12 protein-coding genes are annotated in these 13,481 nt (G+C 71.6%); 10 read left to right on the plus strand and 2 right to left on the minus strand.

From position 1 onward, the window contains the following. Nucleotides 1–105: 105 nt before the first annotated feature. Together ABGB18_RS47155 and ABGB18_RS47160 are read right to left on the minus strand one after the other, a co-directional pair. Nucleotides 106–1,458, minus strand: a complete 1,353-nt coding sequence (locus ABGB18_RS47155) for a GH1 family beta-glucosidase (protein ID WP_347702254.1) — start codon at nt 1,456–1,458, stop codon at nt 106–108. Nucleotides 1,459–1,485: 27 nt separating this feature from the next. Beyond that, nucleotides 1,486–3,120 (minus strand): beta-N-acetylhexosaminidase, encoded by a 1,635-nt coding sequence (locus ABGB18_RS47160; RefSeq protein ID WP_347702255.1) that lies wholly within the window; start codon nt 3,118–3,120, stop codon nt 1,486–1,488. A gap of 203 nt (nt 3,121–3,323) precedes the next feature. Here ABGB18_RS47160 and ABGB18_RS47165 point away from each other — a divergent pair, with 203 nt between their 5' ends. The 10 genes from ABGB18_RS47165 to ABGB18_RS47210 all read left to right on the plus strand — a co-directional run bounded on the left by ABGB18_RS47165 (nt 3,324) and on the right by ABGB18_RS47210 (nt 13,343). Continuing rightward, nucleotides 3,324–4,271: an ABC transporter permease subunit gene (locus ABGB18_RS47165; RefSeq protein WP_347702256.1), complete on the plus strand. Its 948-nt coding sequence runs from the start codon at nt 3,324–3,326 to the stop codon at nt 4,269–4,271. Continuing rightward, on the plus strand, nt 4,268–5,158 hold the full coding sequence (locus ABGB18_RS47170; RefSeq protein WP_347702257.1) for a carbohydrate ABC transporter permease: 891 nt from the start codon (nt 4,268–4,270) through the stop codon (nt 5,156–5,158). The genes ABGB18_RS47165 and ABGB18_RS47170 overlap by 4 nt, the downstream gene beginning before the upstream one ends. A 23-nt stretch (nt 5,159–5,181) precedes the next feature. Next, on the plus strand, nt 5,182–6,837 hold the full coding sequence (locus ABGB18_RS47175) for a hypothetical protein (RefSeq protein WP_347702258.1): 1,656 nt from the start codon (nt 5,182–5,184) through the stop codon (nt 6,835–6,837). Nucleotides 6,838–6,854: 17 nt separating this feature from the next. After that, nucleotides 6,855–7,589: a ThuA domain-containing protein gene (locus ABGB18_RS47180; protein WP_347702259.1), complete on the plus strand. Its 735-nt coding sequence runs from the start codon at nt 6,855–6,857 to the stop codon at nt 7,587–7,589. After that, nucleotides 7,586–8,404, plus strand: a complete 819-nt coding sequence (locus ABGB18_RS47185; RefSeq protein ID WP_347702260.1) for a sugar phosphate isomerase/epimerase — start codon at nt 7,586–7,588, stop codon at nt 8,402–8,404. Before ABGB18_RS47180 ends, ABGB18_RS47185 begins: the two co-directional genes overlap by 4 nt. Then, on the plus strand, nt 8,401–9,396 hold the full coding sequence (locus ABGB18_RS47190; protein WP_347702261.1) for an NAD-dependent epimerase/dehydratase family protein: 996 nt from the start codon (nt 8,401–8,403) through the stop codon (nt 9,394–9,396). Before ABGB18_RS47185 ends, ABGB18_RS47190 begins: the two co-directional genes overlap by 4 nt. Before the next feature lie 71 nt (nt 9,397–9,467). Beyond that, a complete protein-coding gene (locus tag ABGB18_RS47195; protein WP_347702262.1) occupies nt 9,468–10,229 on the plus strand; it encodes a GntR family transcriptional regulator in 762 nt (253 codons plus the stop codon). 136 nt (nt 10,230–10,365) lie between these two features. Continuing rightward, nucleotides 10,366–11,403 carry a hypothetical protein gene (locus tag ABGB18_RS47200; RefSeq protein ID WP_347702263.1) on the plus strand — a complete coding sequence of 346 codons (1,038 nt, stop codon included), beginning with the start codon at nt 10,366–10,368 and terminating at the stop codon, nt 11,401–11,403. Next, the gene (locus ABGB18_RS47205; protein WP_347702264.1) at nt 11,400–12,374 is read left to right on the plus strand and encodes a BadF/BadG/BcrA/BcrD ATPase family protein; all 975 of its coding nucleotides are present in this window, start codon (nt 11,400–11,402) and stop codon (nt 12,372–12,374) included. Before ABGB18_RS47200 ends, ABGB18_RS47205 begins: the two co-directional genes overlap by 4 nt. Nucleotides 12,375–12,428: 54 nt before the next feature. Next, entirely contained in the window at nt 12,429–13,343 is a 915-nt protein-coding gene (locus tag ABGB18_RS47210; RefSeq protein WP_347702265.1) for an alcohol dehydrogenase catalytic domain-containing protein, read from the plus strand. Nucleotides 13,344–13,481 lie beyond the last annotated feature (138 nt).

Raw genomic sequence — 13,481 nt, forward strand, 5'->3', positions numbered from 1 at the left:
CGCCCCGGACCGCCGCCCGCAGCGGGGGGGACGGTGGGGGGCGCACGACGGCCTTCTTGGACCCGGCCGGGTGGTAGCCGAGGTGGCCTGTCAGGACGCTGAGCACTACGCGCCCTTCTCCGCCGCGACGCGCTCGGCGAAGTAGCGGGCGGAGCGCTTCGGGGTGCGCCGCTGGGTGTCGTAGTCCACGCGTACGATGCCGAACCGGCGGTCGTAGCCGTAGGACCACTCGAAGTTGTCCATCAGCGACCAGGCGAAATAGCCCCGCAGGTTGACGCCCTTGGCGCGGGCCGCGAGGGCGGCGTCGATGTGGGCGCGCAGGAAGCCCTCGCGGTCGGCGTCGTCCACGTAGCCGTTCTCGTCGGCGACGTCGGGGTAGGCGGCGCCGTTCTCGGTGATGTACCAGGCGGGCCCGGGGTAGTCGCGTTCCAGGCGCAGCAGCAGGTCGGTCAGCGCCTCGGGGGTGACCTCCCAGTCCATCGCGGTGCGCTCGACGTCGCGCGCCACCGTCACGGACGCGGGCCAGCCGTTGTCCCCCGCCGGGGCGGCCCGCACGAGCCGCGAGGTGTAGTAGTTGACGCCGAGCACGTCCACCGGCTGGCTGATCAGCTCCAGGTCGCCGTCCCGCACCGGGAGCGGGCAGCCGAGTTCGGCAAGCTTGTCCGCCATGTCGGCGGGGTAGCCGCCGCGCAGCAGCGGGTCGAGGTAGAGCCGGTTGCTCATGCCGTCGTCCCAGGCGGTCGCGGCCAGGTCGGCGGGCGAGTCGCTGGCCGGGATCTTGTGCGACAGGTTGAGCGTGATGCCCACCTCCAGGCCCTCGGAGCGGCCGGCGGCGGCCGCCTTGTCGCGGATGACCTTCGTGGCCAGGCCGTGCCCGAGCAGCAGGTGGTGCAGCGCGGCCATGCCGGCGCGGGCGTCCTTGCGGCCCGGCGCGTGCTCGCCGTACACGTAGCCGAGCATGGCCGAGCACCACGGCTCGTTCAGGGTGGTCCACTGGTGGACCCGGTCGCCGAGCGCGTCGTAGGCGATCGCGGCGTAGTCGGCGAACCGGTCGGCGGTCTCGCGGGCCGGCCAGCCGCCGGCGTCCTCCAGCGCCTGGGGCAGGTCCCAGTGGTAGAGGGTGACCCACGGCAGGATGCCCGCCGCCAGCAGCTCGTCCACCAGCCGGTCGTAGAACGCGATCCCGGCCGGGTTGCCGGGGCCCCGCCCGTCCGGCTGGACCCGCGGCCAGGCCAGCGAGAAGCGGTAGACGTCCACGCCCAGCTCCTTCATGAGCGCGACGTCCTGCGGCATCCGGTGGTAGTGGTCGCACGCGACCGCGCCGGTGTCGCCGCCGGCCACGGCGCCGGGGGTGGCGCAGAAGGTGTCCCAGATGGACGGGGTCCGCCCGTCCTCGTCCACGGCCCCTTCGATCTGGTACGACGAGGTGGCCACGCCCCAGAGGAACTTCTGTGTCATCGGTGATGCTCTCCTACGTCGGGATGATCAGGGTTCGCGGGAGATCAACTCGACCCACTTCTTGGTCTCCTCGATCCGCCCCGGCCCGGAGCGCCGCCAGGCCCCCGTGCCGCCGGTCTGCCAGGGGTGCGGCCCGGCGAGTGGACGGTACTCCACACCGGCGGCCTCCAGCCTGGCGAGGTGGATCGCCAGCCGCCCGGCGAACTCGGCGGGATCGGCGACGCCGCCGCTCCACAGCACCTCGGCCAGCGCGCACGCGCGGGGAAAGGCCAGGTAGTCGAGGTGCCGCTCGTCGGGCACCCACTCGCTCCAGACCTGCCACTGGCCGCCGAGCACCCGGGCGCGCCGCTCGTCCGGCCAGCCGGCCGGCGCCGGGGTGAAGGCGGCCACGTCGTCCAGGGTGATCGGGCCGCCCTCCGAGCGCCGCTCCGCGGGCAGGTCGGACTGGTCGAAGTTGAGATAGGTCGGGAACAGCGGGGCGCGGACCACGTCGTGGGTGCGCGCGGCGCGCTCGGCCACCTCGTGGCCGCGCCAGGCCATGACGATCGTGTCGGGCAGCACGCCGCCGGTGACGAAGGCCTCGTCCCACACCACCATGCGCACGCCCCGCCCGGCGAGGTGGCCGCCCAGCTCGCGCAGGAAGTGGCCGTGCATCAGGCGCGGCTCGGTGTAGCCGTGCGCGGCCATCTCGGCCGCGATCGCCGGGTCCTCGGCCCACCAGCTCATGTCGCACTCGTCCCCGCCGAGATGCAGGTAAGGGGTCCCGGTCGCGTCCAGGATCTCGCCGAGCACGTCCCGCAGGAAGGACACGACCGGCTCGGTGGGGCTGAGGGAGGAGCCGCCCGCCCAGACGGTGTCCAGCACGGCCTGCTCCTCGCCCGGGCGGCCCAGCTCGGGGTAGGCGGCGCGCAGCGCCGACGTGTGGCCGGGCACGTCGATCTCGGGCACCACGACGATGCCGTGGGAACGCGCGTACGCCGAGATCTCCGCCAGGTCGTCGAGGGTGTAGTAGCCGCCGTGCGGGGTCCCGTCCGGCACGCCGTCCGGGCCGAGCCGGGTGCTCGGGCGCCAGGCGCCGACCTCGTGCAGGCGCGGGTGCAGCCGGCTCTCCACCCGCCAGCCCTGGTCGTCGGACAGGTGCAGGTGCAGCCGGTTGTAGCGGTGGGCGGCCAGCAGGTCGACATAGCGCAGCACGGTGCGTTTGGGGAAGAAGTGCCGCGCCACGTCGAGCATCGCGCCGCGCCAGGCGTACGCGGGGGCGTCGGTCACCCGGCCGCACGGCACGCTCCAGCCATCGGCGGGCGCGCCCGCGCCGCGCCAGGTCTCGGCGGGGAGGAGCTGGCGCAGGGTGGTCAGCGCGCCCGAGACGCCTTCGAGGTCGCTCGCCTCGACGGTGACGCCCTCCTCGGCCACCTGGAGGGTGTAGCCGCCGGCCGGGCGGCCCGGCGCGACGTTCACCGCGAGCCACGTGGTCTCAGTGGTATTGCCTGGCTCGCCCGCGTCCCGCGGTGCGGGGCGCAGGCCGGACAGGAACCGCCGGGCGAGCCAGGCCACCTCTGCCGAGCCGATTACCTTAAGCGGCATTTCCCCACTTAAACGGCATATTCCGGTTTGCTGCTCGACAGTTGCCGGGCGTGGCAGCAGCGACAAATAGGCGTTCACAGCGTTCCTACCGTCGAGTCGGATGGCCTGCCAGAACTCACGACAGGTCGTCTTATGTCGGCCGAAGGTACTAGTTGTCTTAGTTTGGCGCAAGTGGTATCTTCCCGGTACTTCACTGGTATTTTGCCCAGGTCGGAGGCGTATTCAGCGACCCACCGGCCCATGGAGAGGTGATCATGGCGGTCAATCAGACCCTGCCTCGAGTGAATCCCCCACCCGAGAACAAACTCCCCGCCTCGCGGAAGATGCCGTTCCTGGCCCGGCTCTGGCGGGATTCGCCGTTGCTCGTCATGGTGGCCCCCGCGGTGATCATCCTGCTGCTGTTCACGTACGTCCCGCTGCTGGGAACCGTGATCGCGTTCATGGACTACGTCCCCTTCCTGGGCTTCACCGGGTCGGAGTGGGTGGGCTGGGACAACTTCACCTCGCTGTTCGCCGACTCGGCCTTCTGGAACGCGCTGTGGAACACCGCGCAGATCACCTTCCTGCAGATCGTGCTGTTCTTCCCGGTGCCGATCCTGCTCGCGGTGCTGCTGAACACGATCGCGATGCCGATGGCCAAGAGGTTCGTCCAGTCGGTGATCTACCTGCCGCACTTCCTGTCCTGGGTGATCATCGTCGCGCTGTTCCAGCAGATCCTCGGCGGGGACGGTGTCCTGAACCGGTTCCTCATCACGCACGAGATGACGCCGCTCCAGATCATGACCAATCCGGACACCTTCAAGCTGCTGCTCACCACGCAGGCCGTCTGGAAGGACGCGGGCTGGGGGACGATCATCTTCCTGGCCGCCATCGCCGCCATCAACCCCGGCCTGTACGAGGCCGCCACCATCGACGGCGCCGGAGCCTGGCAACGCTTCTGGCACGTCACCCTGCCCGGGATGCGGCCGATCATCGTGCTGATGCTGATCCTGCGGCTGGGCGACGCCCTGACCGTCGGCTTCGAGCAGATCCTGCTGCAGCGGGACGCTGTCGGCCCGGGAGCCGCCGAAGTGCTGGACACCTTCACCTATTTCAACGGCGTGGTGGACGGGAGCTGGGGCACCGCCACCGCCGCGGGCCTGCTCAAGGGGGTCGTGAGCCTCCTGCTCGTGCTCGCCGCCAACAAACTCGCCCACCGGCTCGGAGAGGAGGGCGTTTACCGGCGATGAACAGCACCCGCCCCGTCTGGCTGGGCAGACCCAGGCCGGTCGCCGTCGCCCTGAAGGCGCTCGCACTCGTGCTCACCTGCGCCGTGGTCATCTTCCCCTTCCTCGTGGTGATCTCCACGAGCCTGGCCACCAAGCAGCAGATCGACGCCAACGGCGGCTACGTCATCTGGCCCACGCGGATCTCCTTCGAGGCCTACAAACAGATCTTCAACGGCACGCAGGTGTCGCGGTCCATCGTGATCAGCGTCGGCGTGACGGCGGTCGGCACCGCCTTCAGCCTGCTGTGCACGGTGCTGGCCGCCTACGGCCTGAGCCGCAGGCAGTCGCTCTTCCACCGCGGCCTGCTGTCCTTCGTGCTCTTCACGCTGCTGTTCGCGCCGGGCATGATCCCGGTGTACCTGATGGTCAAGCAGCTGGGCATGCTGAACACGTACTGGTCGCTGATCATCCCCACCGCGGTGAGCGCGTTCAACATCGTGATCGTCCGCGGTTTCATCCAGGCGATACCACGGGAGCTGTTCGACGCGGCGCGGATGGACGGCGCCGGCGAATGGCGCATCCTGCGCTCCGTGGTGCTGCCCAATTCCAAGGCCGTGGTCGCGGTGGTGGGCCTTTTCATCGCGGTCGGCTACTGGAACAACTATTTCGGCCCGCTGCTGTATCTGAATGACACGGAGATGTGGCCGCTGCAGCTTGTCATGCGCACGTTCGTGCTGGACAACACCGTCACGTCAAATGCGCAGGCCATTCCCGGATACGTGGCGCCCCCCGCGCAGTCCGTGCAGATGGCGCTGGTGGCGATCGCCACACTGCCGATTCTGTGTGTCTATCCCTTCCTGACGAAACACATGTCCAAAGGAATGCTCACCGGGGCCATCAAGGGTTAGTGGATACCGTAAAGGAACGCATCATGGGTATCAGAAGTCGATCCGCCTCTCCGGTCCCCGGCGAGGAACTGAGCCGCCGGGCTCTGCTGCGCAACGCGGGTCTGGCCGCGGCGCTCGTCCCGATGGCCGGGGCGCTGGCCGCGTGCGGCTCCGGGGGCGGCGGCGGTTCCGCCCCGGCGAGCGCGGGCAAGGCGGCGGCGATGCCGGCGTACGTGCCGCCGAACAAGCCCAAGCCGCTGTACGAGGGCACCGCCCAGGGCGTCATGGACGTCTACGAGTCCTTCCCGATGGACGGCCCGAAGACCGTGACCGGGCCGATCGGCGACGGCAGCGACTTCAACGTCATGATCATGACGTATGGGCAGCCGTCACCGCCGGTGAACGAGAGCGTCTACTGGCAGCTCCTCAACAAGGAGCTGAACCTCAACGTCAAGCCGCTCCAGGTGCCCTTCGCCGACTTCCAGACGAAGTTCCCCGCCCTGGTCGCGGGCGACGACCTGCCGGAGTTCGTCTCCGTACCGGTGTCGCAGAACGTCGCCCGCCTGCCGCAACTGGCCGAGGCGCAGTTCACCGACCTGAGCGAGTACCTCTCCGGCGACGCGGTGAAGAAGTATCCGAACCTGGCCGGCATCCAGGAGGCGGGCTGGCTCAACGGCTTCCTCAACGGCCGGCTCTACGGCGTGCCGCGCTCCGACCCGATCTTCACCACGCAGATCTACACCAAGACGGACGTCATCGAGGCCGCCGGCGCCAACCCGCGGCCGGCGAACCTCCAGGAGTTCCGCGACCTGGCCAAGGCGGTCACCGATCCCAAGGCGGGCGTGTACGCCTTCGGCGGCAACATCGCCGGCTTCGTGCAGATGATGTTCGGCGTGCCCAACAAGTGGACGCGCAACAGTGACGGCTCCTTCGTCTCCGCCTACGAGCACGCGGCGTTCGTCCCGGCCGTCGCCGAGCTGGCCGCGCTGTACAAGAGCGGTGTCTTCCACCCGGACACGCCCGCGCTGATCAGCAACAAGGTGCAGCGTGACGCGCTCTTCCGGTCGGGCAAGGTGGCCATGGTGCACGACGGCAACCGCGCGTTCGGCATCGTCGCCGACGACAACAAGCTCGTGTTCGACATCATGATGCCCTTCGGCAAGGACGGCGGCGACGCCGTGCACTGGACCGGCAACGGCGCCTACGCGATCACCATGATCAAGAAGACGAGCGACAAGAAGCGGATCGACCTGTTCCTCAAGGTGCTCGACTACATCTCCGCCCCGTTCGGCTCCAGGGAGTCGTTCGCGATCAACTACGGGGTCGAGGGGGCGGACTACACGATCAAGGACGGCGTGGCCGTGCTGACCACCCGCGGCCAGCGCGAGCAGGACCTGGGCCTGGCCTACATCGCGGGCGGGCCGCAGGTGCTGTGCAACCCGCAGGGCGCGCCCGGCGTGGACAAGCTCAACTACGACTGGCAGCAGAAGGTGGTCTCGACCCTGCTCCCCAACCCCGCCGAGCACCTGTACTCGCAGACCTTCAACTCCAAGGGTGCCGCCCTGCAGAAGCAGATGGACGACGCGATCGTCGCGGTGTTCCTCGGCCGGGAGCCCGCCTCCAGCCTGACCGCCGCGGTCCAGAAGTGGAAGTCGGGCGGCGGCGACCAGATGGCCAGGGAATACGCGCAGGCCCACTGACCGCGGAAGGCATCCGGATGAAGTTGCTACACTCGCCCTCCGCGCTGGTGATCGTCGAGGGCACCGACCTGCACCACGACCTCATCGGGGCGGCGCTGGCGCTGCAGGAGATCGTGCTGGAGGCCGGGCTGCCCGCGGCCCGCGCCGTCGGCCTGGACCGGTTCATCGACCCGATGCCGGCCACCGCCGAGGCCGACGTCTACGTGCTGTACCGCTCGTCGGTCACCTTCGACCCCGCCCAGCAGGAGGCGCTGTCGGCGCTGGTGGCGGGCGGCAAGGGGCTGGTCGCGGTGCACGCGAGCAACCTGTTCGGGTTCGGTCCCGGCGGGCTGTTCACGGACCGGACCGTGTACGAGCTGGTCGGCTCGCGGTACGTCTCGCACGGCGACGGCGGCTCGGAAGGGCGGATCGACGTCACGGTACGCGGCGGCCACCCCGTGACCAGGCACCTGGACGACTTCGCCATCGACGACGAGTACTACGTGCTCGACTACGCCCCGGACGTCCAGGTGCTGGCCGAGCGGCCCGCCGGTGAGGGCACCGAGCCGGTCGCCTACGTGCGCGAGCACGGCGCGGGCCGGGTCTGCTACACGGCGCTCGGCCACGACGCGCGGGCCTGGGGCAACCCGTGGTTCCGCCAGCTCGTCCGGCAGGCCACCCTCTGGGCGGCGGGCGTGCCGGACGACCTGATCGCCTCCTGGTCCACCCGCTGGCCGCTGGGCAACGCACGAGTCATCGGAGACACGCCATGACCCATCCCCCGCCGCCGGTCGCGGCGCAGCTCTGGTCGCTGCACGAGCAGGCCGCCGAGGACCTGCTCGGCGTGCTGGAGCGCGTCGCGGAGATCGGCTTCGCCGCGGTCGAGCCGATCAGCCTGTACGGCAACGCGCCGTCGGCCGTCCGGGACGCGCTGGACCGGCTCGGCCTGGACGTGTGCAGCATGCACGTTCCGTTCCCGTCCGGGCAGGACGCGCCGGCCGTCCTGGACGCCTGCGCGGAGCTGGGCGTGACGACGCTGGTGTGGAGCCTGGAGCCGGAGGAGTTCGGCACGCTCGACGGCATCCGGGCCGGCGCCGAGCGGATCAACCGCGCCGCGGCCAACGCCGCCGGGCGGGGCATGCGCATCGGCTACCACAACCACTTCGCCGAGTTCGTCAACGTGCACGGCGGCCGGCGGGCCTACGACATCCTGCTCGGCGAGCTCGATCCCGCGGTGGTCGTCGAGCTGGACACGTACTGGGTGGCCACGGCCGGCCTGGACCCCGCGCGGGTGGCCGCCGGACTCGGCGACCGGCTGGAGTTCACCCACCTCAAGGACGGCCCGGCCACGGGCATGGAGGACTGCATGGTGCCCTTCGGCGAAGGCACGGTCGACGTGGCGGCGGCCGCCCGCGCCAACCCGGCGGTGAGGTGGCACATCGTCGAGGCCGACCGTTCCCGCCAGGACATGTACGCGCTGCTGCGCTCCTGCTACGACTTCCTGGTCGGCGCGGGCCTCGCCACCGGCAACCGCCCCGTCCCCGCGGGCGGCCCGGCGAGTGGCGGGCGCCGGGGTGGTGTGGCATGAGCGGGCCGCGGGTGCTCCTGCTCGGCGGCACGGGCGTGATCAGCTCCGCCTGCGCGCGCCGGTTCGCCGCCGACGGCTTCGAGGTGACCGCCCTGACCAGGGGCCGCACCACCACGCGGCCGCTGCCGGAGGGCGTGCGCGCGCTGACCGCCGACGTGCGCGACGACGCCTCCATGCGCGCCGCCCTGGGCGAGGAGACCTTCGACACCGTCGTCGACTTCATCGGCTACTCCCCCGCCGACATCACCGCCGACGTGGCCAGGTTCGCCGGCCGTACCGGGCACTACGTGTTCATCTCGACCGGCTCGGTGTACGCCCGGCCCGCCGCCCTCCCCGTCACCGAGTCCTCGGCGCGGCGCGCGGGCGCCTTCGACTACCCGGCGCGGAAGCTGCGCTGCGAGGAGGAGGTCGAGCGGGCCCACCGGTACGAGGGGTTCCCCGCGACGATCGTGCGGGCGGCGCACGTCTACGACGAGACGGTGTTCCCCGTACTGGCCGGCTGGACCGTCATCGACCGCTGGCGGCGGGGCAGGCCCGCCGTCGTGCACGGGGACGGCACCTCGTTGTGGAACCTCATGCACGCCCGCGACTTCGCCCGCGGCCTGGCCGGGCTCGTCGCCCGCCGGGCCGCCGTGGGCGAGAGCGTGCACATCACCTCCGACGAGCCGCTCACCTGGGACGAGATTCACTTTTCCCTCGCCAGGGCGGCCGGAGTGGAACCGGCGATCGTGCATCGGTCCAGTACGGACATCGGCCGCGAAATCGACTGGATGGGCACGGTTCTGTACGAGGATTTCCGCCACTCGATGATTTACGACAATTCCAAGATTAAGCAGCTCGTTCCGGGTTTTGCGGCCCAGGTGCCATTCGAACAGGGGGCCCGGGAGATTCTGCGCTGGTTCACCGCGGACCCGTCCCGGCAGCAGGTCGACGCGGGGCTGGATGCGGCCTTCGACCGGCTGGCGGAAGATTGTCATGGATACCGGAGATAGTGAGGGATAATGGTATCCGGCGCATGTTTGCTGGAGCGAGGGAAGCGGGGACGGGCAAAGCCATGGACGGGGTGAACACGTCGTCTCAGACGTCCCTCATCGCCTCGGACAATCCTGAGCCCTTGTGGGTGCGGGCCGCCGAACTGATCGAACGCCGGGTGCGGGAGGGCGCCCTGCCCGCCGGGCGGCGGCTGCCCGCGGAGCGGGAGCTGTGCACCCAGCTCGGCATCAGCAGGGTGACGCTCCGCCGCGCCCTGCAGCATCTCGTCGAGCGCGGCGTCATGCGCTCCTCGCACGGCCGCGGCTGGTATGTCGCGGCCCGCTCCGACCGCGAGTGGCCCAACTCCCTGGAGTCCTTCACCGAGACGGCCCGCCGCAAGGGCCTGGTGCCCACCTCCCGGGTGCTCCGCGCCACGGTCGAGCAGGCGTCCCTGGACGAGGCGGACGAGTTCGGCGTGGCCGCCGGCACCGAGCTCTTCGTCCTGGAGCGGGTGCGCATGCTGGACGGCGTGCCGATCGCGGTCGACTCCTCCCGGGTGGTGGCCGCCCTGCTCCCGGGGCTCGCCTCGGTCGACTTCACCCGCGCGTCGCTGCTGGAGGAGCTGGCCGTGGTGGGCGCCGAGCCGATCGTCGCCGAGTCCACCATCGAGGCCAGGGGCTGCGCCGCCGAGATCGCCGAGCCGCTGGAGCTCAAGGCCGGCGACCCCGTCCTGATCATGAACCAGTCCATGACGGACGCCCTGGGCCGGGTGGTGCTCGTCTCGGCCATCACCTACCGGGGCGACCGCTACCGCCTGCGCACCTCGTTCGTCCGGGGCGCGGGGAGCTCCTGAGTACGCCGCGACGGGCCCCGGCACCGACACCCCTCGCGCACAGATCCGGACATCACGCACTATGCTGCCCTATGGCATTTAGTGGTATGGCGTGGTATTCGACTGGATCTCTGTGATCCTCTGAAAGGAGTCTTCGATGACCGGGGTGAGAATCCCCTACCTGGACGGACGAGCGGGCCAACCGGCCGCGCTGGAGCGGGTCGCGGCCAGGGTCGCGGCCCAGCTCGCCGCGCTCGGCACGGAGGGCGGTGTGCTCGCCTCCGCCGTCCGGCCCGTCTTCGTCGGCATCGGAGCCAGCTACGCGGCGCTCGCCCTGCCGGTCGCGCTGCTCGCCGAGGGCGGGATCCCCGCCCGCCGGGAGCTGGCCGGCGAGATCGGCACCGGCCTCGCGTTCACCGGCGCGGACCTGGTGCTCGGCGTCTCACAGTCGGGACGCAGCGCGGAGACCCTCCAGTCGCTGGCCCTGCCGGCCGGCGGGCCGCGGGCCGCGGTGGTCAACGTCGCCCCCTCGCTCCTCAGCCAGGCCGTGGAGCAGTGCGTGGACCTCGGCAACGAGCCGGACAGCTACGCCTCCACCATCGGATACACCGGCACCCTGGTGGCGCTCACCATGGTCGCGCGGACCCTGCTCGGGACGCCGGCGGCCGAGGCCGCGCGGGAGTGGGCCGGGATCGGGGCGGAGCTGGAGCGGCACGAGGCCGCGCTGGCTCCGGTGGTGGACGAGGTGGCCCGGCTGGCCGCCGGCGTGGTGGCCGCCGACGTCGTCGCCTCCGGGGCGTTCCGCGCCGTCTCCGAGTCCGGCGCGCTGCTGCTACGTGAGGTGTGCCGGGTGCCCGCCTCCGCCCTCGTCACCCGCAACTACCTGCACGGCGAGATGGAGTCGGCCGGCGACACGCTGCACGTGATCATCGGCGACGGCCGCGAGCTGGAGCTGGCCGGCACCCTGGCCGCCGCGGGTCACCGTACGCTCTGCGTCACCTCGGCAGCCCTCGCGCCCGCCGAGCACCTGCACGTGGTGCCGCTCCCGGCCGCCGCCCCGCTCCCGGTGCGCACCGTGCTGGCCGCCGCCGTGCTGCAGCGCCTGGCGGGCGCCCTGGCCGGCACGCGCGGGGTGGAGATCGAGGACTTCGTCTTCCACAACAGCGACACCAAGATCGAGGAAACGGCCGCTTGAGCCGGGTCCCGAGCGGCCTGGACGCCGGAGACGAGGAGATCGGGGGTGTCGGTGGCATGCGCCGGATGGTGATCGGCGTCGACGTCGGCGGGACCAAGACGCGGCTGCGCCTGGCGGGCCTGGCCGGTGGCGAGGTCGCCGTGGACCGTACGGTGCCGAGCGCCGGCTGGCAGACCCGGTCGCTGCCGGGCGCCGCCGCCTGGCTGGCCGAGCGGGTGGCGGCCCTGCCACGGCCCGGGGACGAGGTGGCGCGGGTCGTGGCCGGGGCGCACGGCTGCGAGACGCCCGAGCAGTGCGCCGGGCTGGAGCGCGAGCTGCGGGCGCTGCTCGGCCTGCCGGTCACCGTGGTCAACGACGCCGAGTTGCTCGTCCCGGCGGCCGGGCTGCCCGCCGGGATCGGCCTGGTCGCGGGCACCGGGTCGGTGGCGGTGGGCCGGCACCGCGAGACCGGCCGTCACATGTCGGCCGGCGGGTGGGGCTGGGTGCTCGGTGACGACGGCTCCGGCTCCGCGCTGGTGCGCGAGGCCGCCCGCGCGGTGCTCGCCCGGGCCGACGACGGCGCGCCCTTCGAGCCGCTCGGCCTGGCCCTGCTGCGCTCGTACGGGGTGCCCGGCCTGCCCGAGCTGGCCGCCGCGATGAGCTGGGACGGCGGCGTGGAGACCTGGGCCGAGCACACGCCCGCGGTCTTCGCCGCCGCGGAGGAGGGCTCCCCGCTGGCGCTGGACGTGATCCGCCGGGGCGGCGCGGCGCTGGCCGGCCTGGTGGTGAGCCTGGCCCTGCGGGGCGCGGAGGTGAGCGCCGTGGTCGCGGCGGGCGGGGTGATCGTCGCCCAGCCGGCGCTCCTGGCGGCCTTCGAGGAGGAGCTGGCGGCCCGGCTGCCGGGGGTGCCCACGACGTTGCTGCGCACTCCGCCGGTCGCCGGAGCGGTGGAACTGGCCCGCCGGCCGACGGCTGAGCCCGATCCGGAGTAGTGGAACCGGCCCGCCGGCCGGCGGGCTGACCTCATGAGGAGTCGAGGAGGACGCGTGCGATACGCGCAAGTGGTCTCACCCGGTCGGTCGGAGATCGTCGAGGCCGAGGCGGCGCCGCCGGCCGGGGGCGAGGTCCGGGTCCGGACGCTGGCCTCCGGGGTGTGCGCCTCGGAGGGGCCCGCCTGGGCGCGCCACGACGGTCCCCGGCCGCTGCGGCTGGGACACGAGCTGACGGGCGAGATCGTGGCCCTCGGGCCCGGCGTGCACGGCTGGTCGGTGGGCGACCGGGTCACGGGGTTCGCCTCCCCCGCCTTCGCCGACCTGGTGAACACCCCCGCCGCCGCGCTCCTGCCGGTGCCGGCCAACGTGCCGGGCACGGCGGCCCTGGGCGAGCCGCTGGCCTGCGTCGTCGAGGCCCTCTCGCGCTGCCCGCTCACCCCTGGGCAGCGGATCGCCGTGGTCGGGCTGGGCTTCATGGGACTCGGCGCGGTGCAGGTGCTGGCCGAACGGGCGCCCGCGCGGCTGGTGGGCATCGACCCGCTGCCGCACGTACGCGACCTGGCGCTGGCGCTGGGGGCCGACGAGGTTCGTACGCCGGAGGAGGCGGCCGAGCTCGCCGCCGGTTTCGACGTGGTCGTGGAGTTCACCGGCAAGGCCGCCGGCCTGAAGCTGGCGGGCGACCTGGTGACCCGGCACGGCACGCTGTGCGTGGCCGGATACCACCAGGACGGCCCGCGCGAGCTGGACATCGGGCTCTGGTATCGCGGGGTGACCATCGTCAACGGCTTCAGCGGCGACCGGCGGCGCACGATGGCGGCGCTGCGGGAGGGCCTGCGGCTGATGGCCGACCGGCGGCTCACCTTCGAGCCGTTGATCACCCACACCGTCTCCCTCGACGAGGTGGACCGCGGTTTCGGCTACCTCACCGATCGCCCCACAGGTTTCGTCAAGTGCATTGTCATCCCCTGACCCGTCCGGCCCCCTGGTCTCCTCAATTCGGGTAACAAACATTTCCCGAAATAACCGGTCTATCGTATTGTCAATAACTGGAATTGTTGGAACATATGGTCTGAGTCATCGAGTGAGGTCCGAAGATCGCTTACCGCG

Source organism: Nonomuraea sp. B12E4 (assembly GCF_039871825.1).
Taxonomy (GTDB): domain Bacteria; phylum Actinomycetota; class Actinomycetes; order Streptosporangiales; family Streptosporangiaceae; genus Nonomuraea.